Origin of the sequence: Cellulosimicrobium sp. SL-1, assembly GCF_011033075.1 — a bacterium.
In the GTDB taxonomy this organism is placed as follows: Bacteria; Actinomycetota; Actinomycetes; order Actinomycetales; family Cellulomonadaceae; genus Cellulosimicrobium; species Cellulosimicrobium funkei.
In genome coordinates this window covers 71,703-97,739 of sequence record NZ_JAACJC010000010.1, presented here as the reverse complement: position 1 = coordinate 97,739, position 26,037 = coordinate 71,703, and the positions used below count along the sequence as shown (strand labels likewise).

Here is a 26,037-nt window from a genome sequence, read left to right as displayed (position 1 = left end):
GGCTCAGCGGGGCGCGACGACCTCGAGGACGCGGAACCCCTTCGCGCTCGCGGCGCGCTCGACGACCGCGCCCGGCAGGAGCGGGGGCAGCGCCTCGGCGAGCCAGCGCTGGAGAGAGTCCGAGCCCAGGTTGCGCTGCACCACGAGGTGCGCGCTCGCTCCGGGCGCGAGCCGGGGCAGCCAGTGCAGGAGCATCCCGTGCAGGACGTCCTTGCCGACCCGGATCGGCGGGTTCGACCACAGCGCGGCGAGCGCGACGTCGTCGGGCACGTCGTCCGGGAGGACGGCCCGGACGTTGTCCAGCCCGAGCCGCTGCGCGTTGCGGCGCACGAGGTCGAGCGCGCGCTCGTTGACGTCGACGGCCCACACGGTCGCCTCCGGCGCCTCCACGGCCATCGTCAGGGCGACCGGGCCCCAGCCGCAGCCGAGGTCGAGGACGTGGGCGGGTCCGTCGTCGGGCCGGGCCGCGAGGACGTCGTCGAGCGGCGGGGTGGTGCGCAGGAGCACCTGCGTGCCGAGGTCCAGCCGGCCGGGGGAGAAGACGCCCGACGCGACCTCGACCTCGACGTCGCGGCCCGCGAGCCGCACGGAGATCGTGCGGCGCTCGGCGGCGGACGCGGGCCGGGCGGTGAAGTAGTGGTCCGCCGCGCCGTCGGGCGCGGCGTCGACGGCGGGGTCCTGGTCCTCGGTCACGTCGGCCGATCCTACGCGGGCGCGCCCAGTCGGGAGGCGGCGCGGCGCGCCCGGGCCGCTCGTCGTGCGCTTAACCGCTGGCCCCGGGACGATTTCGCGTGCCACGCTTGTTGTCACACCGGGACGCACGAGCGCCCACCACCGACGGAAGGCGGCACATGAGCCCAACCCCTGCGAACACTCCGAACCCCACCTCGGCTCAGGACGAGCCGACCGGCGCGACGCGGGACATCGCGAGCGACGTCGTGGCGCGAGTGCTCGCTCGGGCCGGGACGGCACGCGCCGAGGGCGGCACGGTCCACACGGAGCACGACGGCGAGCAGCTCGAGCTCGAGGAGCGCAGCGCGCTGCGCCGCGTCGTCGGCCTGTCGACCGAGCTCGAGGACGTCACCGAGGTCGAGTACCGGCAGCTGCGCCTCGAGAAGGTCGTGCTCGTCGGGCTCTGGAGCCCCGGCTCCGACCCGCGCGAGGACGGCGCGCCCACGTCCGCCGAGGAGGCCGAGATCTCGCTGCGCGAGCTCGCCGCCCTCGCGGAGACCGCGGGCTCGCAGGTGCTCGACGGCGTGATCCAGCGCCGCGCGAAGCCCGACCCGGGCACGTACCTGGGCTCCGGCAAGGCCGCGCAGCTCGCCGACGTCGTCGCCGCCAGCGGCGCGGACACGGTCGTGATCGACGGCGAGCTCGCTCCCTCCCAGCGGCGCGCGCTCGAGGACATCGTCAAGGTCAAGGTGATCGACCGGACCGCCCTGATCCTCGACATCTTCGCCCAGCACGCCAAGTCGCGGGAGGGCAAGGCCCAGGTCGAGCTCGCCCAGCTCGAGTACCTCCTCCCGCGCCTGCGCGGCTGGGGCGAGTCGATGTCCCGCCAGGCGGGCGGTCAGGTCGGCGGCGCCGGCGCGGGCATGGGGTCGCGCGGTCCCGGTGAGACGAAGATCGAGCTGGACCGCCGGCGCATCCGCAACCGCATGGCCAAGCTGCGCCGCGAGATCCAGGCGATGGCCCCGGGGCGCGAGACGAAGCGCGCGTCGCGCAAGCGGCACGCCGTGCCGTCCGTCGCGATCGCGGGCTACACGAACGCGGGCAAGTCGAGCCTGCTCAACGCCATCACCGGCGCCGGCGTGCTCGTCGAGAACGCGCTGTTCGCGACGCTCGACCCCACGGTGCGCCGCACGCGCACCGAGGACGGCCGGGTCTACACGCTCGCCGACACCGTCGGGTTCGTGCGCGCGCTGCCGCACCAGCTCGTCGAGGCGTTCCGCTCGACGCTCGAGGAGGTCGGCGACGCCGACCTGCTGCTGCACGTGGTGGACGCCTCGCACCCGGACCCGGAGGGCCAGATCGCGGCGGTGCGCCACGTGCTGGCCGACATCCCGGGCGTGGAGGACGTGCCCGAGGTGATCGTGCTCAACAAGGCGGACCTCGCCGACCCGGAGACGATCGCGCGCATCCGGCTGCGCGAACGCCGCACGGTCGTCGTGTCGGCGCACACGGGCGAGGGGATCGAGCACCTGCGCGAGCTCATCGCGCACGAGCTCCCGCGTCCGGACGTGGAGATCGACGTCGTCGTGCCGTACCACCGGGGCGACCTCGTGCACCGCGTGCACACCGAGGGCGAGATCGACCACGAGGAGCACACGCCCGAGGGCACGCTCCTGCGCGGCCGCGTCGCCCAGGCGCTCGCGACGGAGCTCGTCGGAGCCTCCGCGGCGAGCTGAGCTCCTCCCGCCGGGACCGCCGGCGGACCGGGCGGCCCGACCTCGCGCGGACCCGCCGTCCGACCTCGTGGACGACCCCGTGCGGCCTGCGCCGCGCGGGGTCGTCCCGTCTTCGCCGCGTCCACAGCTCTCGCCCGCGGCGTGGGCGCCCGACCGTAGACTCGTCGCGTGCCCCCCTCCACCCGAACCGCACCCGTGCCCGACCGTCCGGACACGGAGGCGACGGGCCGGGCCGGGGCGGACGCGGCTGCGTCGGCGTCCGGCGACGTGCCCGCCGTCGAGGAGCTCCTCGACCTCGCGGTCACGCGCCTGGGCGGCGCACGGCGCGACGGCCAGCGGACCATGGCGCGCGCCGTCACGGACGCCATCGAGGGCTCCGAGCACCTCGTGGTCCAGGCCGGGACCGGGACGGGGAAGTCGCTCGGCTACCTCGTGCCGGCCGTGCGTCACGCGGTCGCGACCGACGAGCGCGTCGTCGTCTCGACGGCGACCCTCGCCCTCCAGCGCCAGGTCATCACGCGGGACCTCCCGCTCGTGGCCGACGCCGTCGCGGACCGCCTCCCGCGGGCCGCGTCGATCGCGCTCCTCAAGGGCTGGCACAACTACCTGTGCGTGCACAAGATCGCGGGCGGCTACCCCGCGGACGAGCCCACGCTCTTCGACCTCCCCGGCGAGGCGGCGGGCGCCGCCGACCACCCCGCCGCGCGCGCCGGGACGAGCATGGCGGCCCTCGGCGAGCAGGTCGTGCGCCTGCGGGAGTGGGCCGACGAGACGGCCACGGGCGACCGGGACGACCTCGTCCCCGGCGTGAGCGACAAGGCGTGGCGGCAGGTCTCCGTCACGGCGCTCGAGTGCCTGGGTCAGCGCTGCCCGCTGCTCGCCGAGTGCTTCCCCGAGCGGGCGCGCGCCGCGGCGCGCGAGGCCGACGTCGTCGTGACGAACCACGCGATGCTCGGCATCGCGGCCATGGGGTCGCCCGGGGTGCTGCCCGAGCACGACGTCCTCGTCGTCGACGAGGCGCACGAGCTCGCCGACCGCGTCACGGCCGCCGCGACGGTGGACCTCTCGGTCCCGGCGATCGAGGGCGCGGCGCGCCTCGCCCGCCGCCACGGCGGGGTCACGACGGACGCGCTCGACGCCGCGTCCGCCGCGTTCGGCACGGTCGTCGGGTCGCTGCCCGCCGAGCGCTTCCCGGACGGCCTGCCCGACGCCGCGCGCTCGGCCGTCGCGGCGGTCCGGGACGCCGCGCGCGAGGTGCTCTCCACGCTCAAGCCCGAGACCGGCGTGACCAAGCCGGCCCAGCCGGACACGGGCCTGAAGATGGCGCAGTCGACGATGCTGCAGCTCTTCGAGGTCGCCGAGCGCATGGCGGCCGACCCCACGGGCCACGACGTGCTGTGGTGCTCGCGGCCCGGGGAGGGCGGCTGGTCCGGCGACCGCTTCGGCGACGGCGCGAGCCGCCTGCACGCCGCCCCGCTCGGCGTGGCGGGCCTCATCCGGACCCACCTGCTCGCGGAGCGCACCGGCGTCTTCACGTCCGCGACGCTCGCGCTCGGCGGGAGCTTCGACGCCGTCGCGCGCACCTTCGGGCTCGGCCCCGCGGCGACGGGCGGAGCCGCGGACGCGGGTGACGGCGACGCGCCGCGCTGGCGCGGGCTCGACGTCGGGAGCCCGTTCGACTACCCGCGCCAGGGCATCCTCTACGTCGCGAAGCGCCTGCCGACGCCCGGCCGCGAGGCGTCGACCGAGTACCAGCTCGACGAGATCGCGGCGCTCGTCGAGGCCGCCGGCGGTCGGACCCTCGGCCTGTTCTCCTCGCGGCGCGCCGCGGTGGCCGCGGCGGAGGCGATGCGCGAGCGGCTGGACGTGCCGGTCCTGTGCCAGGGCGACGACCAGCTGCCGACCCTCGTGCGGGAGTTCGCCGAGGACCCGGCGACGTGCTTGTTCGGCACGCTGTCGCTGTGGCAGGGCGTGGACGTGCCTGGGCCGTCGTGCCAGCTCGTGCTCATCGACCGCATCCCGTTCCCGCGACCGGACGACCCGGTGAGGTCGGCGCGGGCTCGCGCCGTCGAGGCCGCGGGTGGCAACGGGTTCATGCAGGTCTCCGCGACGCACGCGGCCCTCCTGCTCGCCCAGGGTGCCGGGCGGCTCGTGCGGTCCACGGCCGACCGCGGGGTCGTCGCGGTCCTGGACCCGCGGCTCGTGACGGCGCGCTACGGGTCGTTCCTCACGCGGTCCATGCCAGGGTTCTGGCAGACGACCGACCGCGACGTGGCCACCGCTGCGCTCCGCCGCCTCGCCGCCCTAGGCTGAGCCCTTTCCAGCGACTTCACGGAGGCGACATGACGAGCACGTCACCGCAGGGCACCGGCGACGCGACCACGGGCGGTCCGGGAGGGGGAGCGCGGACCACGAAGCTCGCGATCGTCGGCGCCGGTGCCGTCGGCTCGACGCTGGCCTACGCCGCGCTCATGCGCGGCGCGGCGCGCACGGTGGCGCTCCTCGACGTCAACCGCGCGAAGGTCGAGGCCGAGGTCCTCGACCTCCAGCACGGCATCCAGTTCATGCCCATGGCGCGCGTCGAGGGGTCCGACGACGTCGCGGTGTGCGCGGGCGCCGACGTCGTCGTGGTCACGGCCGGCGCCAAGCAGAAGCCGGGCCAGACGCGTCTCGACCTCGCCGAGGGCACGATCGGGCTCATGCGGACGATCCTCCCGGGCCTCGTGGAGGTCGCCCCGGATGCCGTCTACGTCATGGTGACCAACCCGGTCGACATCGTCACGTACGCGGCGCTCAAGTTCTCGGGGCTGCCCCCGACCCAGCTCTTCGGCAGCGGCACCGTGCTCGACTCCTCGCGGCTGCGGTTCCTCGTGGCGCAGCACTGCGGCGTCGCGGTGCAGAACGTGCACGCGTACATCGCGGGGGAGCACGGCGACAGCGAGATCCCGCTCTGGAGCTCCGCGACGATCGGCGGTGCGCCGCTGCTCGAGTGGCAGGGCATCGGCGGTCGGGGACCGCTCACGGGCGACGTGCGCGACGAGATCGCGCGGGAGGTCGTGCAGTCGGCCTACCGGATCATCGAGGGCAAGGGCGCGACCAACTACGCGGTCGGGCTCGCGGGCACCCGGATCATCGAGGCGGTGCTCGCCGACGAGCACCGGGTGCTGCCCGTGTCGACGCTCCTCGACGGCATCTACGGGCTCGAGGACGTCTGCCTGTCGCTCCCGACGCTCGTCGACCGCCGGGGCGCGACGGAGCGCGTCGAGGTCCCGCTGGCGGACGACGAGCTCGCGGGCCTGCGCTCGTCCGCGGAGTCGCTGCGCGCGGTCGCGCGACGCTTCGGGCTCTGAGCCCACTGGCTCGTCGGGCCTGGCACGACGAGAGCCGGGCGGTCGAGGGACCGCCCGGCTCTCGTGCTGTCCGGAGCCTGCCCGCAGGGGCGCCCGGAGCCGCTCGGGGACCGTTCAGAGGCTGCGCAGGACGGAGACGACGCGCCCCAGCACCTGGGCGTCGTCGCCGGGGATCGGGTCGTACGCGGCGTTGTGCGGCATGAGCCAGACATGGCCGTCGGCGCGCCGCAGGCTCTTCACGGTGGCCTCGCCGTCGATCATCGCGGCCACGATCTCGCCGTTCTCCGCGACCGGCTGGCGCCGCACGACGACCCAGTCGCCGTCGCAGATCGCGGCGTCGATCATCGAGTCGCCCTGCACGCGCAGGAGGAAGAGCTCTCCCTCGCCGACGAGCTGGCGCGGCAGCGGGAAGACGTCCTCCACGACCTGCTCCGCGAGGATCGGGCCACCGGCGGCGATACGGCCGACGACGGGGACGTACGACGGCGCGGGGTGGGCCTCGTCGTACGCCGGCTCGGGGGCCGTGCCAGCTGGCGCGAGCGGGGCCGCGCGGCGGGCGTCGTCGGGCTGGACCACCTCGATGGCGCGCGGACGGTTCGGGTCGCGCCGCAGGAACCCCTTGCGCTCGAGCGTGGTGAGCTGGTGCTTGACGGAGGACGGGCTCGTGAGCCCGACGGCCTCGCCGATCTCGCGCATGCTCGGCGGGTAGCCGCGCTGCTCGACGCACGCGCGGATGGTCTCGAGCACGAGCCGCTGGCGCGGGGTGAGCCCGTCACCCCCTGCCGACCCGTCCGGCAGCTCGCGCACCTCGGCGAGCCCCCGTGCCCTGTCCGTGCCTCGTCCCGCCATGGTCGCTCCGCCCTCGTCCGTCGCGTGCCGCCGGCGCCAGCCGGGCCTGCGGCCTCCCCTCCCCGGAGCGTGCGCCCCGGGAGCTCGGTCGCCCCTCCGGGTCCGAGCGGACATGTCCGGCGAACCGACCTGAGCCCAGGCTAGGGGAGGATGCGACACGAATCAAACACCTGTTCGAGCATGTCTCGACTCTGTCGGTCGTTCGTGATAGACCTTCGTACAGATGTTCTACGTACAGGTGTTCGACCGCAGCGGGTCGGCGTGGAGATGAGACGGGCACGCGGGTCCGATCGACCGGGGAAGGCGATCGGGCTCGCGGGCCGGGACGGAGGGGACATGGGCACGGTGGCGATGGCGACGGCAGCGCCGCCCGCGCTCGGGCGGGGCGTTGCGGCGGAGCGAGGCGTGCGCCCGCAGGCACCGCTGCGGCTCACGCGACGCGGCCGTGCGGTCCTCGTGCTCCTCGTGGCCGTCGTGCTCGTCCTCGCGGCGCGCGTCGGCCTGGCCGTCGCGGGCGGGCCCGGGGAGCCGGTCGAGGTCCGGGTCCACGTCGTGAGCACGGGGGAGACCCTGTGGGAGCTTGCCCAGGGAGTCGCGGCCCCGGGCGAGGATCTCCGTGAGGTGGTCAGCGGGCTCGTCGAGCTGAACGGCCTGTCGTCGTCGGGCGTGCAGGCCGGCCAGACGATCCTGCTCCCGGTCGCCGAGCGGTGACGCGGCGCTCGGCCGTGGCCCAGGACCTGTGACGCAGCACACGGTGCCGACGCGCGACAGGTTGCGGCCGAGGGTTGCGCCGCTCCGTTAGGTCCGCCTAAGTTAGTGGCACCTCACACGCCGGCTGGGGGGCTGGGCGGACGAGGCGAGGAGTGCGCGGACAACCGCGACTCCTGTGCACGTCGCCGCGCGCGAGGCGAGTCGCGCGCGAGATGGGGACGGGGGCGTCCCGACGGGGGCGGTCGACTTCGACCGCCCCCGTTCTGCCGTCCACGGTCGGGTGCGCCGTCGGCGTGTTGCACCGCGCGCCCGCGACGACATACGTTCGTCGCGCCGACCTGTCGGCGCGACCCGCGGAGGAGCCCCGCCATGCACTGCCCGTTCTGCCGTCACGCGGACTCCCGCGTCGTCGACTCCCGCACGTCCGACGACGGTGCCTCCATCCGCCGGCGACGCCAGTGCCCGGAGTGCAACCGCCGCTTCACCACGATCGAGACCGCCAGCCTGTCCGTGGTCAAGCGGTCCGGGGTGACCGAGCCCTTCTCGCGCGAGAAGATCGTCAACGGCGTCCGCAAGGCTTGCCAGGGGCGCCCGGTGAACGAGGACGACCTCGCCGTCCTCGCGCAGCGCGTCGAGGAGACCATCCGCGCGAGCGGGAGCGCCGAGCTCGACGCCTACGAGATCGGCCTCGCGATCCTCGGGCCGCTGCGCGAGCTCGACGAGGTCGCCTACCTGCGCTTCGCGAGCGTCTACCAGGCGTTCGACTCGCTCGAGGACTTCGAGAGCGCCATCACGTCGCTGCGCGTCGACCGGGAGGAGCGCGAGGCGGCGGCGGGCCGTGCGGCGCCCGAGGCCGCCGACGACGCCGCGACCGACCGCGAGGCGGCACCCCAGGCCTGACGCTCACGAGATTCCGCGCCTCGTGACTCCGGTCCCAGGATGCGGGGCCCCGCAGCCGGAGGCGGCTACAGGTCGCTGGACCGCGACGCCCAGATGTTGATGCCCGTGTCCACGGGGAGGTCGTCGACGGCCGCGATCTCCTCGGGGGAGAGGTCGGGGGCGTCGAGGGCCGCGAGGTTGTCGTCGAGCTGGCGCGTCGAGCTCGCGCCGAGCAGGACCGACGTGACGCGCTCGTCGCGCAGCGCCCAGCGGATCGCCGTGGACGCGAGCGTCCGCCCGTGGGCGCGCGCGAGCTCGTCGAGGTGGCGCACGCGGTCGAGGTTCTTCTCCGAGAGGAACGCCGGACGCAGCGGCCCGCCGCGCGCCGCGCGCGACCCGTCCGGGACCCCGTGGAGGTAGCGGTCCGTGAGCATGCCCTGGGCGAGCGGGGAGAACGCGACGACGCCGAGCCCTTCGTCGCCCGCGACGTCGAGCACGGTGGCCCCCGCCTCGTCGTGCGGGTCGGGCGCCTCGATCCACCGGTTGAGCATGGAGTAGGAGACCTGCGTGACGACGAGCTCGACCCCGACGTCGGCCGCGACCCGCAGGGCCTCACGCGTGCGCCGGGCGGAGTACGACGAGATGCCGGCGTAGCGGGCGCGCCCCGACCGGACCGCCGTCGCCAGCGCACCGATGGTCTCCTCGAGCGGGGTGGACGGGTCGTAGCGGTGCGAGTAGAAGATGTCGACGTGGTCGAGCCCGAGCCGGCGCAGCGACGCGTCGAGGGACGAGAGCAGGTACTTCCGGGACCCGCCCTCGCCGTAGGGGCCGGGTCCCATGCGGTAGCCCGCCTTGGTGGTCACGACCAGCTCGTCACGCACGGGTCGGAGCTCGCGCGCGAGCAGCCGGCCCAGCGACTCCTCCGCAGCACCCCCGGGCGGTCCGTAGTTGTTCGCGAGGTCGAGGTGCGTCACGCCACGGTCGACGGCGTGCAGCACGATCTCGCGCTGCGTCGAGAAGGAGTCGGCGACGCCGAAGTTCTGCCAGAGCCCGAGCGCGACCTCCGGCAGGCTCAGGCCGCTCCGGCCGAGCGTGCGGTGCGGGAGCTCGGCGCGCGCCGGCGCGGGAGCGCCTGTGGCGTGGGGAGGAGCGGGGGAGGCCTGCGGCGTGGGATCGGGCGACACGTCCCGACGCTACCCGACGGCGTTCGCCGCGCGGTCGAGGGCGCTCGCAGCGCGTTCGCCTGCGCCACCGCCCGCAGGGCCGGGACGGCCGGGCCGAGCGGACAAATCAGGTGGCGTCGGACCGCCCGGTGGGGGACGCTGGCGGGGTGCCCGCAGCGTCGGGCCGACCGCAGTACCCCACCGAGTTCCCCGTCGACGAGGAGACCGCCATGGCGTCCGACCCGCAGCGACCCGCTGCAGAGACCGCACCGACCGAGGAGGCCAAGGCGAAGTTCCGGGAGGCGCTCGACCGGAAGAACGCCGCGCGCCACCGCACGGCGGACGGCGAGTCGAACACGGGCTCCGTGCACGGCTCGGAGACCGTCGGACCGGTCCAGCGCACGTTCCGCCGCAAGTCCGGCTGAGCGCCACCTCCGACGTCCGGTCGTCCCCTGCGGGGCGGCCGGACGTCGTGCGTCGGGGGGTCTACGGCTCCGCGCGCGCGAAGCGTCGCCCGGTGAGCTCGTGGGCCTCGACCACGACCCACTCCTCGGTCGGGACGTCGACGGTCGGGACGAGCGGGTCCGCACCCTCCCGGACGGGATCCACCTCGTGCTCGGTGCGCAGGCGGTGGGCGGTGCCGCGCGCGACGACGCTCCACGCCCCGTCGTCGTCGACGTGGTCCCACTCCAGGGCGACCCGTTCGTTGATCGCGAGCGTCGCGAGCTTCGTGCCCGGGACCGTGCGGAACGCGAGCGTGCGCTCGTGCGCCCGCACGGTGACGGGGTAGATGTCCGGCTCGCCCCGCACGCTCACGGCGAGGCGTGCGACGTGGGTCCCCTCCACGAGGTCCCACGACGCGTCGGCGTCGAGGATCTGCGGCGCGTCGTGCAAGTATCCGGTCATGCTTCATCGTGGCACCGGCGCGCGAGCGGCGCTCAGCGGCGAAGGTCACGGCCGCCGAGGACCTTCGCCGCGTGCGGACGGGCCGCGCGCGGCGAAGGGTCCCGGGGTGCGGGGCTGCGTCAGTCGAGGATGCGCAGGGCGATCGTCTGCTCCATCGCGGCCAGCGCCTCGATGACGGCGGGCTCCACGCGCGAGCCGACGTCGGTGACGACGTAGCCGATCTCGCCGCGCGTGGCGAGGAGCTGGCCCTCGATGTTCGTCCCGTGCTCGGCGAGGGTCGCGTTGACGGCGGCGAGGACGCCGGGGGTGTTGCGGTGCAGGTGCGTGATGCGCGTGATGCCCGTCGTCTGCTCGAGCGCGAGGTTCGGCACGTTGACGCTGAGCGTCGTGGAGCCGGTGGTGAGGTAGTCGCGCAGCTTGGCGGACACGAACTGCCCGATCGCCTCCTGCGCCTCCTCCGTCGAGCCGCCGATGTGCGGCGTGAGGATGACGTTCGGCAGGCCGCGCAGCTCGGAGTCGAACGCGTCGCCCTTGCGCTTGGGCTCGTGCGGGAAGACGTCGACCGCGGCACCGGCCACACGGCCCTCGACGATCGCCTCGCGCAGCGCGCCGTAGTCCACCACGAAGCCGCGCGACAGGTTGAGGAAGATCGAGCCCGGGCGCATGCGGGCGAACTGCTTGGCGCCGAACAGCCCGGCGTTGCCCTGGCGCCCGTCGACGTGGAGCGTGACGACGTCGGCCTGCTCGAGCAGCTCGTCGAGCGTGTCCATGCGGCGCGCGTTGCCGAGCGCGAGCTTCTCCGCCGTGTCGTAGAACACGACCGACATGCCGAGGTTCTCGGCGACCACCGAGAGCTGCGTGCCGATGTTGCCGTAGCCGACGATGCCGAGCGTGCGGCCACGGACCTCGTGGGCGCCCTCGGCCGACTTGTCCCAGCGACCCTCGTGCAGCGCGCGGTCGCGCTCGGTGAGGCGGCGCGTGAGCGCGATGATCTCGGCGAGCGCGAGCTCCACGACGGAGCGCGTGTTCTGGAACGGCGCGTTGAACACGGCGACGCCCTGCGTCGCGGCCGAGCGCAGGTCGATCTGGTTCGTGCCGATGCAGAACGCGCCGAGCGCCACCAGGTCGGGAGCGTTCTCGAGCACGTTCGCCGTGACGTTCGTCTTGGACCGGATGCCGAGCAGGTGGACGCCGTCGAGCGCCTCGATCAGCTCGGACTCGTCGAGGGCCCCGGTGCGGACGGTGACGTCGATGCCCGCGGCCTCGAGGTTCGAGGCGGCGAGGGGGTGCAGGTTTTCGAGGAGGAGGGCGCGTAGCACGTCCCCATGGTGCGCCCGTCCCGCGGTCCGGACCAAACGGGTCTTGACCCTCGGGACGAGGTGACCCCGCGCCCGGACCCGACCGCTCTCAGGCTCCGGCGCCCCTTGCGTCGTCCGACGGCGCGGGGGCGACCCCGGCGGGCAGCGCGCGCGTGTGCACGACGACGAGCCGCTGGGTCGGCCGCGTCATGGCGACGTACAGGTCGGACGGGCCCGACGGCCCGGTCGCGACGTCGGCGGGCTCGACCAGCACGACGGCGTCGAACTCCAGCCCCTTGACCTGCACCGGGTCGAGCACGACGACCGGGTCCTCGCCGCCCGCGTCGGCGAGCCCGAGCGCGGCCCGCAGCGCGGGGACCGCGGGCGCGGCCGCGACGACGGCGACGCGGCCGGACTCCGCGGCGACGAACTCGGCGCGCGCGGCCTCGGCCTCCGCCCGGACACGTGCCTCCAGCGCGCCCGGTGCCAGCTCGACCACGCGCAGGGCGTCCTCGACGTCGCGCGCGGACGTGAGCGGCGAGACCGGGAGGCCGGCCGCGACGGCCGCGCGTCGGGCCGCGTCCGCGACGGAGGCCGGGGTGCGGTAGTTGACCGTGAGCTCGGCGAGCCGCCACGCGTCGCGGAAGACCGGGTCGAGCATGCCCTTCCACGACCGGGCGCCCGCGAGCGAGGACGTCTGGGCGACGTCGCCGACCACCGTGAACGACCGCGTCGGGCACCGGCGCACGAGCATGCGCCACGCCATGGCGGACAGCTCCTGCGCCTCGTCGACCACGACGTGGCCGTAGGTCCACGTGCGGTCCTGCGCGGCGCGCTCGGCGGTGGTCAGGCGCGGGCCGCTCGCGGCGAACCGCTCGGCGAGCACGTCGGCGCCGACGATCCCGCCGCCCGCACCGGACGACTCGAGCACCTGCCGCGCGTACTCGAGGTCCTGCGCGCGCTGCGCCGCGCGCGCGGCGGCCTCGGCCCGCTCCGCCTGGTCGTCCTCGCCGAGGAGCTCCGCCGCCTCGTCGAGGAGCGGCACGTCCGCGGGGGTCCACGGCGCGCCCTTCGCCCGCTCGAGGAGCCGTCGGTCCTCGGGGGAGAGCTCGGGCGCGGCCTCGGCGAGCCGGTGCGGCTTGGTCCACAGGTCCTCGACGAGGCGCTCGGGCGTGAGCGGCAGCCACGCCAGGTTGAGCGCGACCCGCACGTCGCGGTGGGAGCGCAGGTCCTCCAGCGCGAGCGCGCGGTCCTCGCCGACGAGGGGCTCGCCGAGCTGGCGCCCGTACTGCTCGACGAGGCGCGAGAGCATCTCGCGGACGAACGTGACGCGCGCGAGGTTGTGCGGCTTGTGGGTGCGTCGCGCCTTCGCGATGGCGTCGCGCACGTCGCGGCGGCGGATGACGAGGTCGTGGCCGTCGAGCCGGACCGGCACGTCGGCCGCGGGCACGCGCTCGCGGGCGCGCACGGCCCGGCGCACCGCACGGGCCATGACCGCCCGGCCCTTGACCCGCGCGACGCGCGGGTCCTCCTCGCCGTCGGCGACGACGCCGGGCAGGAGGTCGGCGATGGTCGTGCTCACGACGCCGGTCTCGCCGAGCGACGGCAGCACCTGGTCGATGTAGCGCAGGAAGGAGAGGCTGGGGCCGACGAGCAGCACGCCCGAGCGCTCGAGCAGCCGCCGGTGCGCGTACAGCAGGTAGGCCGCGCGGTGCAGCGCGACCGCCGTCTTGCCCGTGCCGGGCCCGCCCTGGACGACGAGCGCCCCCGCGAGCTCGGAGCGGATGATCGCGTCCTGCTCCGACTGGATCGTGGCGACGATGTCGCCCATGCGCCCTGTGCGGCCCGCAGCCATCGCGGCGAGCAGCGCGCCCTCGCCCGAGAGCGTCGTGCCGGTCACGGCCTCGGGGGCGTCGAGGTCGAGGAGCTCGTCCTCGAGCCCCGTCACGGCACGACCGCGCGTCACGAGGTGCCGACGGCGCACGACGCCGTCCGGGTGGGCCGCCGTCGCGCGGTAGAACGCCTGGGCGGCGGGCGCGCGCCAGTCCGTGAGGAGGCTCGAGTGCTCTTCGTCGGTGAGGCCGATGCGCCCGACGTAGCGCAGGGTGCCGTCGTCGAGGTCGAGGCGGCCGAACGCGAGGCGGTCCTCGACCGCGTCGAGCTGCGCGACACGGTCCTCGTACAGCGTCGCGAACGCGTCGCGCTCGCTGCGGTTCTGCGGCGAGCCCGACGGGCCGGACCGTCGGACCTCGTCGAGGCGTGCCCGGGCGGCCGCCCGCAGCTCGTCGAGGCGCGCGTAGAGGGTGTCCACGACCTCCTGCTCGAGCCGGAGCTCGTCGTTGCGTCCCACGCTGTCCCTTCCTCGACCGGCGCCGCGCCGCCCGCGCGGCCGTCCATTATGGCGTACGACGACCGTCCCGGTGACCGACGACCGGCGCGTCCCGGCGCCGTGACCGGGCCGGACGCGCGCCTGCGGCTAGGATCGTGGCCCATGGCGACCAGAGGGGAACGGGCGTCGTGACCGGGAGCGAGCAGCGGGCCCCGGGCCGACCCTCCACGCGCGGCGACGACGCCGCCGGACCGGACCAGGCGCACCCGGGGCGCGCCGTGCTGGCCCCGACGGACGAGCTCCGGATCCTGCTCGTGGAGGACGACGACGGGGACGCGATCCTCGTCGAGGAGCTGCTGGCCGACGGCAACCTCAAGGTCGAGCTGCACCGCGCGACGACCCTGGACGGCGCCCTCGAGATGGTCGTCTCCCACGACGTCGACTGCGTGCTGCTGGACCTGGGCCTGCCCGACTCCGTGGGCCTGTCCGCCGTCGAGCGCGTGCGCGCGGGGTCGCGGCCGCCGGCGCTCGTCGTCCTGACCGGCCACTCGGGCATCGACCTCGGCGTGCAGGCGGTCGCCGCGGGCGCCGACGACTACCTCGTCAAGGGGGAGGTCGACGGCGACCTCCTGGGGCGGTCCGTGCGCTACGCGGTCCAGCGCCGCATGTCCGTCGAGCAGCAGCGCGCGCTGTACCGCAGCGAGGTCCGTGCGGCCGAGACGGCGCGCCTCGAGCGCGCGCTCCTGCCGACCCCGCTCGTGCAGGACGACCGCCTCGACGTCATGGTCGGCTACGTGCCGGGCGGCAACGGCCTGCTGGGCGGCGACTTCTTCGACGCGGTCGAGCGCCCGGACGGGACGGTCCTGTGCGTCATCGGGGACGTCGCGGGGCACGGCCCGGACGAGGCCGCGCTCGGCGCGACGCTGCGCACGGCCTGGCGCACCATCGTCCTCAGCGAGACCCAGCCGGAGGCCATCCTGCCGCTGCTCGAGCGCGTGCTCGTGCCCGAGCGCGCGCGCCCGGAGGTGTTCGTCACGCTCTGCCAGGTCGTCGTCTCCGCGGACCGCCGCAGCGCCGAGGTCTACCTCGCGGGCCACCTCGCGCCGCTGCTGCTGCGCGACACGGCGTCGGAGATCACGCCGACGTCGCGCGGCCGCGCCCTGGGCATCCCGGTCGCGGGCGGCTGGACGTCGCAGCCGGTCGAGCTCGGCGAGCGCTGGGCCCTCATGCTCTACACCGACGGCCTCGTCGAGGCGACCGTCGCGGGAGCCGGGGCGGGCGACGCGCGGACCCGCCCCGAGCGCGTCGGGGTCGACGGCCTGCGCCGCGCCGTCGACAGCGCCCTGGAGCAGGGCGTCGAGGGCGTCGTCGAGCGCGTCTTCCGTCGCGTGCGCGACCTCCACGGCGGCCCCCTCGCGGACGACGCGGCCCTCCTCGTGCTCGGGTGGGACGGCAAGGGCACCTCCCCGGGCGAGCGGTCGGCCACCCTCGCCGACTCGGACGAGTGGGCCCGTTGAGCGCCGCCGGCGACCGCAGGCGCGCGGGCGAGCGTCGTGCCCCGACGCTGCGTCGGCGGCTCGGCTGGGCGCTCGTCGTCGCCGGGGTGATCCTCCTCGGCGTGCTCGCGACGTCCGCGATCGCGCTGTCGCGCGTCCTCACCCTCCAGACCGACGTGACCGGGCCGTTCTTCGACGCGGTGAGCGAGGCGGACGGCGCGTACGTCGGCCTGCTCGACGCCGAGGTCGCGGTGCGCGCCTACGTCGCCACGGGCGACGCGACGGCGCTCGAGGCCTACACGCGCGCGGTGGGCGTCGACGCCGAGGGCGTCGTCCCCGACGCCGCGCTCGTCGACCGCCTCGGCCTCGACGACGAGCTCGCCGGGACGCTCACCCAGGCCGAGTCCTCGGTGCGCGCCTGGGTCTCCGACGCGGCCGAGCCCGCCATCGCGACCACCGAGGCCCAGGGCCCCGGGCGCGTGCGCGCCGTCGACCAGGCGCGCGGCGCCGAGCTCTTCGCGGCGGCGCGCGCCGACACCGCGCAGTACGTCGACCAGCTGCGCGACGAGCGCGTCGAACGCCTCGACGCGCTCGACCGGTGGAGCCGCGCCCTGTTCGGGAGCGTCCTCGTCCTCGTCGGCTCGGCGCTCGCAGTCGGCATCATCCTGTGGGTCTGCCTCAAGCGCTGGGTCACCGAACCCATGGCCGAGCTCGCGCACCGCGTGCGGCGCGTGAGCTCCGGGAGCCTCGACGAGCCGGTCGTCACGTCCGGGCCCGCCGAGATCGCGGACCTCGCGCAGGACGTCGAGCACATGCGCGTCGAGCTCGTCAGCCAGGTCGCGGAGATCAAGGCGTCGCACGAGGACGCGGCGCGCTCGCACGAGCTGCTCGCCGAGCAGGCGCGCGAGCTGGAACGCTCGAACCGCGACCTGGAGCAGTTCGCGTACGTCGCCTCGCACGACCTCCAGGAGCCGCTGCGCAAGGTCGCGAGCTTCACGCAGCTCCTCAAGAAGCGCTACGGGGGCGAGCTCGACGACCGCGCCGACCAGTACATCGACTTCGCGGTCGACGGCGCGAAGCGGATGCAGCGCCTCATCCAGGACCTGCTCGGGTTCTCCCGCGTCGGCCGGACGGGCACCGAGCGCGTCGACGTCGACCTCGAGGACGAGCTCCGGGGCGTGCTCGAGGACTTCTCCGAGAAGATCGCGGAGTCCGGGGCGCGCGTCACGCACGACCCGCTCCCCGTCGTCGTGGGAGAGCAGGCGCTCCTGCACCAGCTCCTCGCGAACCTCGTCGGCAACGCGCTGAAGTTCCGCCACCCCGACCGGGCGCCCGCCGTGCACGTGGGCGTGCTCGCGCGCGACACCCACTGGGAGCTGTCGGTCGAGGACAACGGGATCGGCATCGACGCGCAGTACGCCGACCGCGTGTTCGTCATCTTCCAGCGCCTGCACGCCAAGGACGTGTACGAGGGCACGGGCATCGGCCTCGCGCTGTGCAAGCGCATCGTCGAGTACCACGGCGGGCGCATCTGGATCGAGCCGCGCGAGGGCGGCACGACCATCCGCTTCACGCTCGCCCACGCCTACGTCCAGGCGCAGGTCGGCTACGCTCGCTCCGACCCCGGCGGCGCCGGTCCGGACGCTCCGGCCCCCGCGCGCCCCGACGACGAGGAGAGCCCCGCATGAGCCACGGCAGCAAGCCGATCGACGTCCTCCTGGTGGAGGACGACCCGGGCGACGTGCTCATGACCCGTGAGGCGTTCGAGGACCACAAGGTCACCAACCGCCTCTCGGTGGTGTCCGACGGCGTGAGCGCGCTGCAGTTCCTGCGCAAGGAGGGCGAGCACGCGGGCGCCCCGACGCCCGACCTCATCCTCCTCGACCTCAACCTGCCCCGGATGGACGGGCGCGAGGTCCTGGCCGAGCTCAAGGCCGACGACGCGCTGCGCAAGATCCCCGTCGTCGTGCTCACGACGTCGGAGGCCGAGGAGGACGTGGTGCGCAGCTACTCGCTGCACGCCAACGCCTACGTGACCAAGCCCGTCGACTTCGACCGCTTCATCGACGTCGTCCGGCAGATCGACGACTTCTTCGTCTCCGTGGTGCGGCTCCCCGGTCGCTGACCGCCGCCACCGCCCGGCCGGGAATGATCCCCGGCCCGGGTCGCGTTACCTCGTCAGGCCCGCAGCGCGCCACCGGCGGCGCACGGGCGAAGGACGTGACGAGGAGGATGCATGCTGGACCCTCGCGGGATCTACGAGCTCGACGAGCAGGCCGTGGCGCGCCTGTGGCCCACGCCGCCCGAGGCGGGCTCCGGGCCGGTGCTGCTGCACGCGGTCGCGGGGTTCGTCGACGCGGGCAGCGCGGGAGAGGTGGCCGTCGACCACCTGCTGGAGATCGGTGAGGTCACCCGCCTGGTGACGTTCGACGCCGACCAGCTCATCGACTACCGCTCGAAGCGGGCCACGATGACCTTCAGCACGGACCGCTGGTCCGACTACGACGAGCCGTACCTTGTCGTCGACCACGTGCGCGACGCCGAGGGCACCGGCTTCCTGCTGCTGCACGGCGCCGAGCCGGACGTCCAGTGGGAGCGCGTGGTCGCCGCGGTGCGCGACGTCGTCGAGCGCCTGGGCGTCTCGCTCGTCGTGGGCTTCCACGGCATCCCGATGGGCATCCCGCACACGCGGCCGCTCTCGGTGACGGCGCACGCCACGCGCCCCGAGCTGCTCGGCGAGCACACGTCGTGGTTCGGGACGGTCAAGGTCCCGGCGAGCCTCGCCGCGCTGCTCGAGCTGCGGCTCGGGCGCGCGGGCCACGACGCCGTCGGCTACACCGTGCACGTGCCGCACTACCTCGCCCAGTCGTCGTACCCGCCCGCGGCGGTCGTCGCGCTCGAGCACGTCCAGCGCGTGACGGGTCTCGACCTCGCCACGGGCGGCCTCGCGGAGGCGGTCCAGGACGCGAAGACCGAGGTCGAGCGCCAGGTGCGCGACTCCGAGGAGGTCGCGGCGGTGGTCCGGGCGCTCGAGGAGCAGTACGACGCCTTCGCCCGCTCGGTCGGGCGCACGAGCCTGCTCGCCGAGTCGGCGCCGATCCCCACGGCCGACGAGCTCGGCGCGGAGTTCGAGCGCTTCCTCGCGCAGCAGTCGGGGGAGTGACCGCGCCCGCTGCAGAGCCGGGGACTATGTGCCGAAAAATCGGCACGAGAGGGCCCGTTCTCCATGGCGGACCTGACGTGGTCCATGCCACACTGTGACCCGTTGCAGTGACGTACTTGCGCACGACCCGGTACAGGGCCGGAACGTGGGTCCGCCCGGCGGGGCGGCCCGACGTCGGGTCTCGCCGGCCGCACACGGTCGGGATGCCGGCGAAGGACGTGGGACATGGCATTGCGGCGCACGGGGTGGACGAAGGGTCCGCCTGCTGATGTCCCCGGATGGACAGAAGGTCAGAGGAACAGCATGGCGCAGGGTTCTGTGAAGTGGTTCAACGCCGAGAAGGGCTACGGCTTCATCGCGCAGGACGGCGGCGGTGCCGACGTCTTCGTGCACTACTCGGCGATCGAGTCGAACGGGTACCGCACGCTCGACGAGGCGCAGCGGGTCGAGTTCGAGATCACCCAGGGGCCGAAGGGCCCGCAGGCGGAGAAGGTCCGCCCGCTCTGACGTCCACGACGTCCTGCGGTCGGGTCGCCCGGTCGTAGCAGCAGCGCAGGAGCCGCGTCCCCTCCCGGGGGCGCGGCTCCTGGCGTGTCAGCTCTCGCGCGGCGCCCGCGCGCGCTCGTCGGTCGCCGGCCGCGCGGTCGTGGCGTCCCCGAGAGCGGGTCCCCCGAACGTGGGGTCGGCGGACCCGGGGTCCGCGGGCGTGGGGTCCGCGGGCGTGGGGTCCAGGAGGGGCGCCGCCGGGCTGACGAAGGTCCGCAGCTCGCCCCCCACGAGGACGCGCGCCGGCACGGCCAGCGAGCGCACGGCGCGCGCGAGGCCCGGGCCGGCCAGGCCGGGGCCGGCGCCTCCCGGCGCGACCGCGGCGAGCACCACGTTCCCGTACCGGCGGCCCTTGAGCTGTGCGGGCTCGGCGATCGCCGCGACGCGCCCCTCCTCCAGGGCGCCGGCGCCCGCGCCCTCCCCGAACGCGGCCGCGAGCGTCGCCAGCTCGCGCCGCACCGACGCGAGGGGCGGCCGGTCCGCGCAGTTGACCAGGTAGACGCCCCCCGGTCGCAGGACGCGCCGCACCTCCTCGGCCATGCCGAGGGTCACGAGGTGGTCGGGCGTGCGGTCGCCGTGGAAGACGTCCCGGACCACGACGTCGAACGACGCGTCGGCGAACCCCTCCACCGCGTGCCGGGCGTCGTCGGGCCGCAGCCGCAGCCGCGGGGAGCGCGGCAGGTCGAACCAGGCGCGCACGAGCTCCAGGAGGCGCGCGTCGAGGTCGACCCCGAGCTGCGTCGAGCCGGGGCGGGTGTGTTCCACCCAGCGCGGCAGGCTGCACCCGGCGGCCCCGAGGTGCAGCGCACGCACGGGCCCGGGGTGGAGCTCGTCGACCACCGCGGCCATCTGCTGCATGTACTCGAACGCGAGCATCCCGGGGTCGTCCAGGTCGAGGTACGAGCTCGGCACCCCGTTGACGTAGAGGGTGACCGCCGACGGGCGGTCGGGGTCGCGCTCGACGCGCGCGGTGCCCGTCGTGGTCGCGACGGGCTCGTCCGGGAGGTCGGACGCCGCAGGCCCACCACGCGCGGGGCCCCGACGCCGGGGTGGTGTGGGTGGTGCGGAGGACCCTGGAGGGCGTCGGGAGGTACGGCGAGCCATGTGCCCACGGTACGGGCTGTCGGCGTCCGGCACGTTGACAGGATCGAACAGGTGTTCGATAGTGGAGCAGGAGGTGCGCGATGTCGAACGAAGCAGGCGCGAGGGCGCAGGTCGTGGTACCCGCCGAGGTCCGGCGGCTGCTCGCCCGCGCGGACGCGGAGCTCGTCGCGGCGGCGCTCGCGCAGGACGCGGGGGAGCGGTTCGTCCACGCCCACCTCGGCGCGCTGCGGGCAGCCGCCGCGGTCGTCGCGCTCCGTGCGCGCCCCGTGCGCCGTGGGCGCGCCCGCTCGGTGTGGGAGCAGCTCGCGGACGCCGAGCCCGCGCTCGCCGCGTGGTCCGTGTACTTCGCGAGCGGCGCGCGCGTCCGCGCCGCCGTGGACGCCGGGCGGTTCGACGAGGTCGACCCGCGTCGCGCCGACGAGCTCGTCGCGTGCGCCGAGGACTTCCGCGACGAGGTCGCGATGCTGGTCGACCCGGACGCCGGCTTCGTCCGGCTCCCCGGGCTGCGCACGGTGGCGTCGTGACGACCCGGCCGGTCGGCCCGCGGGCACGGTGAGCACCCGATGAGCCGGGGTCCTCGTGCCGTCGTCCGCCGGGACTGGGGCGACGATGAGAGCGGCTGCTCGATCCTGCACGTCGACATGGACGCGTTCTTCGCCTCGGTCGAGCTCGCGCGGCGTCCCCAGCTCGTCGGGCGGCCGGTCATCGTCGGCGCTGCCGAGCGGGGAGTCGTCCTGGCTGCCACCTACGAGGCGCGCGCGTTCGGCGTCCATTCGGCGATGCCCATGACGACCGCACGCCGGCTGTGCCCGCAGGCGGTCGTCGTGCCGCCGGACCACACGCGGTACCACGAGGTCTCGCGCTCGGTCATGGCCGCGCTCGGCGAGATCACCGCGCTCGTGGAGCAGGTGAGCGTCGACGAGGCGTTCCTCGACGTCAGCGGCGCGCGGCGCCGCCTCGGGCCGCCCACGCGGATCGCGGCCGCGCTGCGGCGTCGGGTCCAGGCGGACCACGGGATCACGTGCTCGGTCGGGATCGCGACCACGAAGTTCGTCGCGAAGCTCGCGTCCACGCACGCCAAGCCCGACGGCATGCTGCTCGTGCCCGCCGCGGCGACGGTGCCGTTCCTGCGCACCCTGCCGGTCGGGGCGCTGTGGGGCGTGGGCGAGCGCACGGAGGCCGTCCTCGCGCAGTGGGGCATCCGGACGGTGGCCGAGCTCGCCGACACCGACGTCGCGTCCCTGCAGACGGCGGTCGGCAAGGTGTCCGGGGCGCACCTGCACGACCTCGCGTGGGGTCGTGACCCGCGCCCCGTCCAGCCGGAGCGCTCGGAGCGGAGCGTCGGCGCGGAGACGACGTTCGAGCACGACCTGCGTGACCTCGCCGCCGTGCAGGCGCGCGTGCTCGAGCTCGCCGACCGGTGCGCCGGGCGGCTCCGGCACCAGGGCCTCGTCGCCCGCACGGTGAGCGTGAAGGTCCGCACGAGCGACTTCCGGACGGTCACGCGCGCCCGCACGCTCGGCGCCCCGACGGACGTCGCGCGCGAGATCTACCTCGTCGCGCGCGAGCTCGTCGCGGGGGTGGACCTGCGAGGGCTCGCGGTCCGGCTCGTGGGGGTGCGTGCGGAAGGTCTCGAGCCGCGCGCGGAGGCCGTCGTCCAGCCCACGCTCGAGGAGGCCGTGGTGGGGACGAACGCCGTCCGACGGCGCGCGGAGGAGGCCGTCGACGCCGTCCGCGGCCGTTTCGGGGTGAGATCCATCGCGATGGGGCCCGCCCGGGCCCGCTCGACTACCACCCCCGCGGATGTCGATCTATCCTGAGGGTGTCACACGACCACCGTGGAGAATCGGGGTGCTCATGCCTCTGTCTGAGTACGAGCAGCGGGTCTTGGAGCAGATGGAGCGCGCGCTCACCTCGGACGATCCGCGGTTGGCGAACACGCTCCAGGCCCCTCGACGTCGCTCTGCGCTGCGCTACGTCCTGGCCGGTGTCGGCGTCGTGGGAGGGCTGCTCCTGCTGGTGCTGGGCGCCGCGCTCTCGCAGACCTGGCTCGGCGTCATCGGCTTCGTCCTCATGTTCGCCGGCGTCGTGCTGGTCTTCCAGGCACCGCGCGCCTCCCGCAAGGGACCGGTCGGCACCGTCGAGGCCGACGGCACCGTCCGGCCGGCCGCAGCGAGCAGGACCTCGCGCAAGCCGTTCCTCAGCCGACTCGAAGAGCGCTGGGACCGTCGGCGCGAGCAGGACGGTCGCTGAGCGACCTCTCGATCCCCTCGACGGCGGCGTCGACGAGCGCCTGGAGACGCTCCGGGGTGACCGTCTCGCGCGGACGCGGGGCGTAGCGCTCCGCCTCGAGCGCCGCCGCGAGGGCCGTGAGCGCCTCGGCCAGGTCCTCGTCCCCGGCATCGGTCCCGCGTCGCGCCTGCAGGGTCGCGACGACGACGGCGGGCACGCGGCGCGGCGTCGTGGACGACGGCCACCGCACGTCCAGCGCACCGAGCCGTGCCACGAGCTCGGCCCAGGCGTCCTCGGCGTCCCGCAGGCTCTCCGCCTCGGTGCGTCGGCGCAGCACGAACCACAGCCCTGCGGCGAGCACCGCCGCGACGAGCAGCGCCACGCCCACGACGAGCGGCCACGAGGTGGAGTCCTCCTGCGTGCCGCCCGTCGTGCCGGCCCCCGGGGCGGTGGGTGCCGGCGTCGCCGGCGCTGACGGCGCGGCCGTGGTGGCGCCCGGCGTCGGGACGTTCCCCGGGTCTGCCGGGCCGCCGGGCGTGACGGCGACCGGGGTGGCCCACGTCGGCGTCGGACCGGTCTGCTGGGCGGGCGTCGGCTCGAAACGCACCCAGCCCTGGCCCGGGAAGTACAGCTCGGGCCATGCGTGGGAGTCGCGACCCGTGACCTGGTAGCTCGACTCGTCGACCCGCTCGCCCGGCAGGAACCCGACGCCCAGCCGCGCGGGGATGCCGAGCGTGCGGGCCATCATCGTCATCGACGTCGCGAACTGGACGCAGTAGCCCGTCCGGTCCTGGAGGAAGTCCCAGACTGCGTCGCCCGAGGTGCCCGGCGGCACCTCGGTGGAGTACGTGAACTGCGAGATGTCGCGGAAGTAGGTCTGCAGCGCGAGCGCCTGGTCGTAGCGCGTCGTCGCGCCGTCGACGACGGACGTCGCGAGGTCGCGGATGTCCTGCTCGTGCTCCGTCGCGGGCACGTCGAGGTAGTTGGGGTCGTCGGGGTCCGCGCCGCTGGCGCCGCGCAACGCGTCGGCGTCGAGCGGCCGCGGGAAGACCGTGACCTCGTAGGACGTGCCCGCGCCCGTCGGCTGCTCGCCGAGCACCTCGTCGCGCACGTCGTCGTACGCCCAGTCGCCGTCGATGCCGACGGCGCGCGGCTCGGTCGGCAGCGGCAGCTTGGTGTCGCGCAGCGACTCGAGCGTGACGCGCAGCGACGTCGGGTCCCCGGTGGCGCCCGGGTCGTCGGGCCACAGGACCTGCTCGCCGCCGTCGATGGGGGTGCCGTCGCGGTCCGCGCCACGGCGCCAGTTGGTGCCGTCGAAGCCGGTGAGCGTGAAGACCCGCAGGGGACCGACGCCCTCGCCGTCGGTCCGGTAGCGCAGGACCACCTCGCCCGAGCGCTCGGCGAGGTCGCGCCGCATGTCCAGGTCGTCGGAGAGCCGGACCGTCTGGCCGGTCGAGGAGAACAGGCGCGACCACGACGCCGACGCCACCTCGGGGAGCGAGGCGCTCGCCGACCCGAGGCCGAGCGCGGTGACCGCCACGGCGACCGCCACGACGAGCGCGCCCGCGGCACGCAGGCCTCCGGCGGCGCGGTCCTCCCGGCGTCGCGCGGACGCCCCGCGGCGGACGGCGCGGTGCGGGTTGTCCACCGCGAGGAGGAGCACGAGGGCGGTGACCGTCACGACGAACGCGAGCGGCGGGATCTCGCCGACGATGACGAGCCCGGGCACCCACAGGGCGAGGAGCGGCAGCGCGACCCCCGCGCCGAGCCGCAGCCCGCCGGCCATGAGGTCGGCGACGATGAACACCACGACCGCGCCGCCGACCGCCAGGAGAGCGATGGGCAGGCTGGGGTCGATCGGGGCGACCTCCGCGAGCGTGAGGTCGCGCGCGGTGCCCAGGCGGGACACGACGCGGTCCACGTTGGACAGGCCGATGAGGAGCGAGAACCGGTCCGTCGGCCCGCCGTACAGCCCGAGCAGGGCCCACAGCCCGACGACGAGCCCCGCGAGCGACGGCAGGAGCGCCGCCGGCGGGGCGAGCACCTCGCCGCGCGCCGCGTGGCTCCGTTCGAGCGCCCAGCGGCTGAGACCGGTGACGAGCGCGAGGACGACGACGACGCGCACGACCGTGCCCGTCCAGCCGCCCGGCCCGACGACGCTCCCCAGCGCGTACGCCGACGCGACGACCGCGGTGGCGACGAGCGCGCTCGTCGCGAGCACGCGCAGGCCCGCGGAGTCCGAGGTTCCCGGCCGGGGTGCGGTCATCGTGAGCCCTCCACGAGCAGGGTCCAGGCGTGCTCGAGCGACACGGACGGGTCGACGAGCGCGGCATGCCACCCCGTCGAGCGGAGCGCGGCGACGGTCTCGACGGCGTCGGCGTGCTCGGGGGCCCACGGCCGGGTGCTCACCACGAGCGCGCGGTGGACGCCGTCCCCGGCCATCGCGGCGACGGTGTGCCGGGCCACGGAGCCGAGCGGGCCGAGCACGGCGACGGTGATCTCGCCCGGGCGTCGGTCGCGTCGCAGCGCCTCGGAGGTCGTCACGACGGAGCGGTCGGCGTCTGCCACGACCTGGTGCCCGTGCAGGTCGACCGTGGCGTCGAGCAGGTCGGCCGGGCCCTCGCCGGACCGGTTGACGCGGAAGCCGGTGCCGGAGACCACCGCGGCGAGCGACGTGGGGACGAGGCGGACGGGGTGCCCCGCCTGGAGCAGCGACACCCCGATCGACGCCGCGCACTCGACGGCCCACTCGCCGTCGGCCAGCGCACGCGGGCTCGACGCGGCGAGCTCCGGGTGGGGCAGGAGGCCGCGGTCGAGGAGCACGGTCACGGGTGGCAGGCCCGCGCTCTCGTCGGAGCGCACCATGAGCTGGCCGCGGCGCGCGGCGCTGACCCAGTGCACGCGGCGGGGGTCGTCACCGGCGACGTAGTCGCGCAGGACCGAGTCGTCGCTCGACGCGAGCCGGGCGCCGGAGGCCGAGCGCTCGTGCTCGCCGAACGCGCGGCTCCCGCGCACGGGCAGCTCGACGGTGCGCGGCCAGACGGCCACGGCCGTCGGGTCGCCGAGCTCCTGCGTCGCGCTGACGAGGCCGAACAGGTCGGTCCGCGTCGTGAGGAGCGGGCCGAGCGGCCACCGGCCGCGGCGCAGCGGCCGCAGGCGGTACCGCACGGCGATGTGGTCGCCGACCGTCGCGACCTGCGCGCGCAGCGAGCCCTGGTCGGACAGCTCGTGCGCGGCCTGCTCGCTGATGCGCAGGCGTGCGAGCGTGGAGGCCGTCGACGACGTCGTGCGCGCCGCCGCGACGGTCAGGCGCGCGGTCGTGAGCTGGCCGCGCACGGCGGGGTTGGGCTGGACCCGGCGCGTCACGTGCAGCGCGCCGCGCCCCCGGTCGATGCGCCGGGCCGCCATCCAGCACCACGCGGCCCCCACGGCGAGGAGCCCCGCCGCGCCGAGCCCGACGAGGTCCGGCAGGCCGAGCGTGACGCCGAGCACCACGAGCGCGGCGCCCGCACCGAGGACCACGACGCCGCGGCGGGTCGGGCGCGCGCTGGCGAGGCTCCTGGTCCTGCGCCGGAGCCGCGCGAGGAACGACGGTCCGCGCAC

The 26,037-nt window shown here is 75.3% G+C and carries 23 protein-coding genes; 14 read left to right on the top strand and 9 right to left on the bottom strand.

Annotation, left to right across the window (positions count from 1 at the left end; translation table 11 throughout):
- Positions 1–3: 3 nt before the first annotated feature.
- Positions 4–693, bottom strand: coding sequence for a methyltransferase (locus tag GWJ10_RS15890; RefSeq protein WP_163188465.1), 690 nt, complete (start codon positions 691–693; stop codon positions 4–6).
- Positions 694–851: 158 nt separating this feature from the next.
- Between GWJ10_RS15890 and hflX the strand changes: the two genes are divergently transcribed.
- From hflX to GWJ10_RS15875, 3 genes are all read left to right on the top strand, one after another.
- On the top strand, positions 852–2,408 hold the full coding sequence (gene hflX / locus GWJ10_RS15885; RefSeq protein WP_061267572.1) for a GTPase HflX: 1,557 nt from the start codon (positions 852–854) through the stop codon (positions 2,406–2,408).
- 267 nt (positions 2,409–2,675) lie between these two features.
- Entirely contained in the window at positions 2,676–4,721 is a 2,046-nt protein-coding gene (locus GWJ10_RS15880; protein ID WP_241005869.1) for an ATP-dependent DNA helicase, read from the top strand.
- A 29-nt stretch (positions 4,722–4,750) separates the two neighbouring features.
- Positions 4,751–5,758 carry an L-lactate dehydrogenase gene (locus GWJ10_RS15875; RefSeq protein WP_021479748.1) on the top strand — a complete coding sequence of 336 codons (1,008 nt, stop codon included), beginning with the start codon at positions 4,751–4,753 and terminating at the stop codon, positions 5,756–5,758.
- 114 nt (positions 5,759–5,872) lie between these two features.
- On the opposite strand, the gene lexA is transcribed toward GWJ10_RS15875, so the two are convergent.
- Complete coding sequence (gene lexA / locus GWJ10_RS15870; RefSeq protein ID WP_163188463.1) at positions 5,873–6,607, bottom strand: transcriptional repressor LexA; 735 nt, start codon at positions 6,605–6,607, stop codon at positions 5,873–5,875.
- A gap of 405 nt (positions 6,608–7,012) precedes the next feature.
- Here lexA and GWJ10_RS15865 point away from each other — a divergent pair, with 405 nt between their 5' ends.
- A complete protein-coding gene (locus GWJ10_RS15865) occupies positions 7,013–7,318 on the top strand; it encodes a LysM peptidoglycan-binding domain-containing protein (RefSeq protein ID WP_163188461.1) in 306 nt (101 codons plus the stop codon).
- 369 nt (positions 7,319–7,687) lie between these two features.
- Positions 7,688–8,218, top strand: coding sequence for a transcriptional regulator NrdR (gene nrdR / locus GWJ10_RS15860; protein ID WP_076406527.1), 531 nt, complete (start codon positions 7,688–7,690; stop codon positions 8,216–8,218).
- 65 nt (positions 8,219–8,283) lie between these two features.
- Here nrdR and GWJ10_RS15855 read toward each other — a convergent pair whose 3' ends face one another.
- Positions 8,284–9,273: an aldo/keto reductase gene (locus tag GWJ10_RS15855; RefSeq protein WP_241005868.1), complete on the bottom strand. Its 990-nt coding sequence runs from the start codon at positions 9,271–9,273 to the stop codon at positions 8,284–8,286.
- Between the two features lie 254 nt (positions 9,274–9,527).
- On the opposite strand from GWJ10_RS15855, the gene GWJ10_RS15850 reads away from it, so the two are divergent.
- Positions 9,528–9,785 carry a DUF5302 domain-containing protein gene (locus GWJ10_RS15850; protein ID WP_308200584.1) on the top strand — a complete coding sequence of 86 codons (258 nt, stop codon included), beginning with the start codon at positions 9,528–9,530 and terminating at the stop codon, positions 9,783–9,785.
- 61 nt (positions 9,786–9,846) lie between these two features.
- On the opposite strand, the gene GWJ10_RS15845 is transcribed toward GWJ10_RS15850, so the two are convergent.
- The 3 genes from GWJ10_RS15845 to GWJ10_RS15835 all read right to left on the bottom strand — a co-directional run bounded on the left by GWJ10_RS15845 (position 9,847) and on the right by GWJ10_RS15835 (position 13,914).
- Positions 9,847–10,266 (bottom strand): pyridoxamine 5'-phosphate oxidase family protein, encoded by a 420-nt coding sequence (locus GWJ10_RS15845; protein ID WP_021482810.1) that lies wholly within the window; start codon positions 10,264–10,266, stop codon positions 9,847–9,849.
- 119 nt (positions 10,267–10,385) lie between these two features.
- Positions 10,386–11,585, bottom strand: a complete 1,200-nt coding sequence (serA, locus tag GWJ10_RS15840; RefSeq protein WP_021482809.1) for a phosphoglycerate dehydrogenase — start codon at positions 11,583–11,585, stop codon at positions 10,386–10,388.
- Positions 11,586–11,673: 88 nt separating this feature from the next.
- Positions 11,674–13,914: an AAA family ATPase gene (locus GWJ10_RS15835; protein WP_163188457.1), complete on the bottom strand. Its 2,241-nt coding sequence runs from the start codon at positions 13,912–13,914 to the stop codon at positions 11,674–11,676.
- A gap of 167 nt (positions 13,915–14,081) precedes the next feature.
- On the opposite strand from GWJ10_RS15835, the gene GWJ10_RS15830 reads away from it, so the two are divergent.
- The 5 genes from GWJ10_RS15830 to GWJ10_RS15810 all read left to right on the top strand — a co-directional run bounded on the left by GWJ10_RS15830 (position 14,082) and on the right by GWJ10_RS15810 (position 19,059).
- The gene (locus GWJ10_RS15830; protein WP_346773839.1) at positions 14,082–15,410 is read left to right on the top strand and encodes a fused response regulator/phosphatase; all 1,329 of its coding nucleotides are present in this window, start codon (positions 14,082–14,084) and stop codon (positions 15,408–15,410) included.
- Positions 15,407–17,077, top strand: coding sequence for an ATP-binding protein (locus GWJ10_RS15825; RefSeq protein WP_137280328.1), 1,671 nt, complete (start codon positions 15,407–15,409; stop codon positions 17,075–17,077). Before GWJ10_RS15830 ends, GWJ10_RS15825 begins: the two co-directional genes overlap by 4 nt.
- Positions 17,074–17,514, top strand: a complete 441-nt coding sequence (locus tag GWJ10_RS15820; protein WP_021482350.1) for a response regulator — start codon at positions 17,074–17,076, stop codon at positions 17,512–17,514. The genes GWJ10_RS15825 and GWJ10_RS15820 overlap by 4 nt, the downstream gene beginning before the upstream one ends.
- Positions 17,515–17,625: 111 nt before the next feature.
- Positions 17,626–18,552 (top strand): PAC2 family protein, encoded by a 927-nt coding sequence (locus GWJ10_RS15815; protein WP_034655073.1) that lies wholly within the window; start codon positions 17,626–17,628, stop codon positions 18,550–18,552.
- A gap of 303 nt (positions 18,553–18,855) precedes the next feature.
- A complete protein-coding gene (locus GWJ10_RS15810; protein WP_034655075.1) occupies positions 18,856–19,059 on the top strand; it encodes a cold-shock protein in 204 nt (67 codons plus the stop codon).
- Between the two features lie 87 nt (positions 19,060–19,146).
- Here GWJ10_RS15810 and GWJ10_RS15805 read toward each other — a convergent pair whose 3' ends face one another.
- Complete coding sequence (locus tag GWJ10_RS15805; RefSeq protein WP_163188455.1) at positions 19,147–20,202, bottom strand: fused MFS/spermidine synthase; 1,056 nt, start codon at positions 20,200–20,202, stop codon at positions 19,147–19,149.
- 80 nt (positions 20,203–20,282) lie between these two features.
- Here GWJ10_RS15805 and GWJ10_RS15800 point away from each other — a divergent pair, with 80 nt between their 5' ends.
- The 3 genes from GWJ10_RS15800 to GWJ10_RS15790 are packed head-to-tail and all read left to right on the top strand — an operon-like array spanning position 20,283 to position 22,455.
- Positions 20,283–20,726, top strand: coding sequence for an SAV_6107 family HEPN domain-containing protein (locus GWJ10_RS15800; protein WP_034655077.1), 444 nt, complete (start codon positions 20,283–20,285; stop codon positions 20,724–20,726).
- A 39-nt stretch (positions 20,727–20,765) separates the two neighbouring features.
- Positions 20,766–22,022, top strand: coding sequence for a DNA polymerase IV (gene dinB / locus GWJ10_RS15795; RefSeq protein ID WP_061267578.1), 1,257 nt, complete (start codon positions 20,766–20,768; stop codon positions 22,020–22,022).
- Between the two features lie 37 nt (positions 22,023–22,059).
- Complete coding sequence (locus GWJ10_RS15790) at positions 22,060–22,455, top strand: DUF3040 domain-containing protein (RefSeq protein WP_031316425.1); 396 nt, start codon at positions 22,060–22,062, stop codon at positions 22,453–22,455.
- Here the strand turns inward: GWJ10_RS15790 and GWJ10_RS15785 are convergent.
- On the bottom strand, positions 22,403–24,700 hold the full coding sequence (locus GWJ10_RS15785; protein WP_163188453.1) for a DUF3488 and transglutaminase-like domain-containing protein: 2,298 nt from the start codon (positions 24,698–24,700) through the stop codon (positions 22,403–22,405). The two genes, GWJ10_RS15790 and GWJ10_RS15785, sit on opposite strands and share 53 nt — an antisense overlap.
- Positions 24,697–26,037 (bottom strand): DUF58 domain-containing protein, encoded by a 1,341-nt coding sequence (locus tag GWJ10_RS15780; protein ID WP_163188451.1) that lies wholly within the window; start codon positions 26,035–26,037, stop codon positions 24,697–24,699. Before GWJ10_RS15780 ends, GWJ10_RS15785 begins: the two co-directional genes overlap by 4 nt.

What these genes read in the sequence shown, in the direction of transcription:
- hflX (WP_061267572.1), top strand. Translation starts at nt 852, where the DNA reads ATGAGCCCAACCCCTGCGAACACTCCGAACCCCACCTCGGCTCAGGAC.
- GWJ10_RS15875 (WP_021479748.1), top strand. Translation starts at nt 4,751, where the DNA reads ATGACGAGCACGTCACCGCAGGGCACCGGCGACGCGACCACGGGCGGT.
- lexA (WP_163188463.1), bottom strand. Translation starts at nt 6,607, where the DNA reads ATGGCGGGACGAGGCACGGACAGGGCACGGGGGCTCGCCGAGGTGCGC.
- nrdR (WP_076406527.1), top strand. Translation starts at nt 7,688, where the DNA reads ATGCACTGCCCGTTCTGCCGTCACGCGGACTCCCGCGTCGTCGACTCC.
- GWJ10_RS15845 (WP_021482810.1), bottom strand. Translation starts at nt 10,266, where the DNA reads ATGACCGGATACTTGCACGACGCGCCGCAGATCCTCGACGCCGACGCG.
- GWJ10_RS15820 (WP_021482350.1), top strand. Translation starts at nt 17,074, where the DNA reads ATGAGCCACGGCAGCAAGCCGATCGACGTCCTCCTGGTGGAGGACGAC.
- GWJ10_RS15815 (WP_034655073.1), top strand. Translation starts at nt 17,626, where the DNA reads ATGCTGGACCCTCGCGGGATCTACGAGCTCGACGAGCAGGCCGTGGCG.
- GWJ10_RS15810 (WP_034655075.1), top strand. Translation starts at nt 18,856, where the DNA reads ATGGCGCAGGGTTCTGTGAAGTGGTTCAACGCCGAGAAGGGCTACGGC.
- GWJ10_RS15805 (WP_163188455.1), bottom strand. Translation starts at nt 20,202, where the DNA reads ATGGCTCGCCGTACCTCCCGACGCCCTCCAGGGTCCTCCGCACCACCC.
- GWJ10_RS15800 (WP_034655077.1), top strand. Translation starts at nt 20,283, where the DNA reads ATGTCGAACGAAGCAGGCGCGAGGGCGCAGGTCGTGGTACCCGCCGAG.
- dinB (WP_061267578.1), top strand. Translation starts at nt 20,766, where the DNA reads ATGAGCCGGGGTCCTCGTGCCGTCGTCCGCCGGGACTGGGGCGACGAT.
- GWJ10_RS15790 (WP_031316425.1), top strand. Translation starts at nt 22,060, where the DNA reads ATGCCTCTGTCTGAGTACGAGCAGCGGGTCTTGGAGCAGATGGAGCGC.
- GWJ10_RS15785 (WP_163188453.1), bottom strand. Translation starts at nt 24,700, where the DNA reads ATGACCGCACCCCGGCCGGGAACCTCGGACTCCGCGGGCCTGCGCGTG.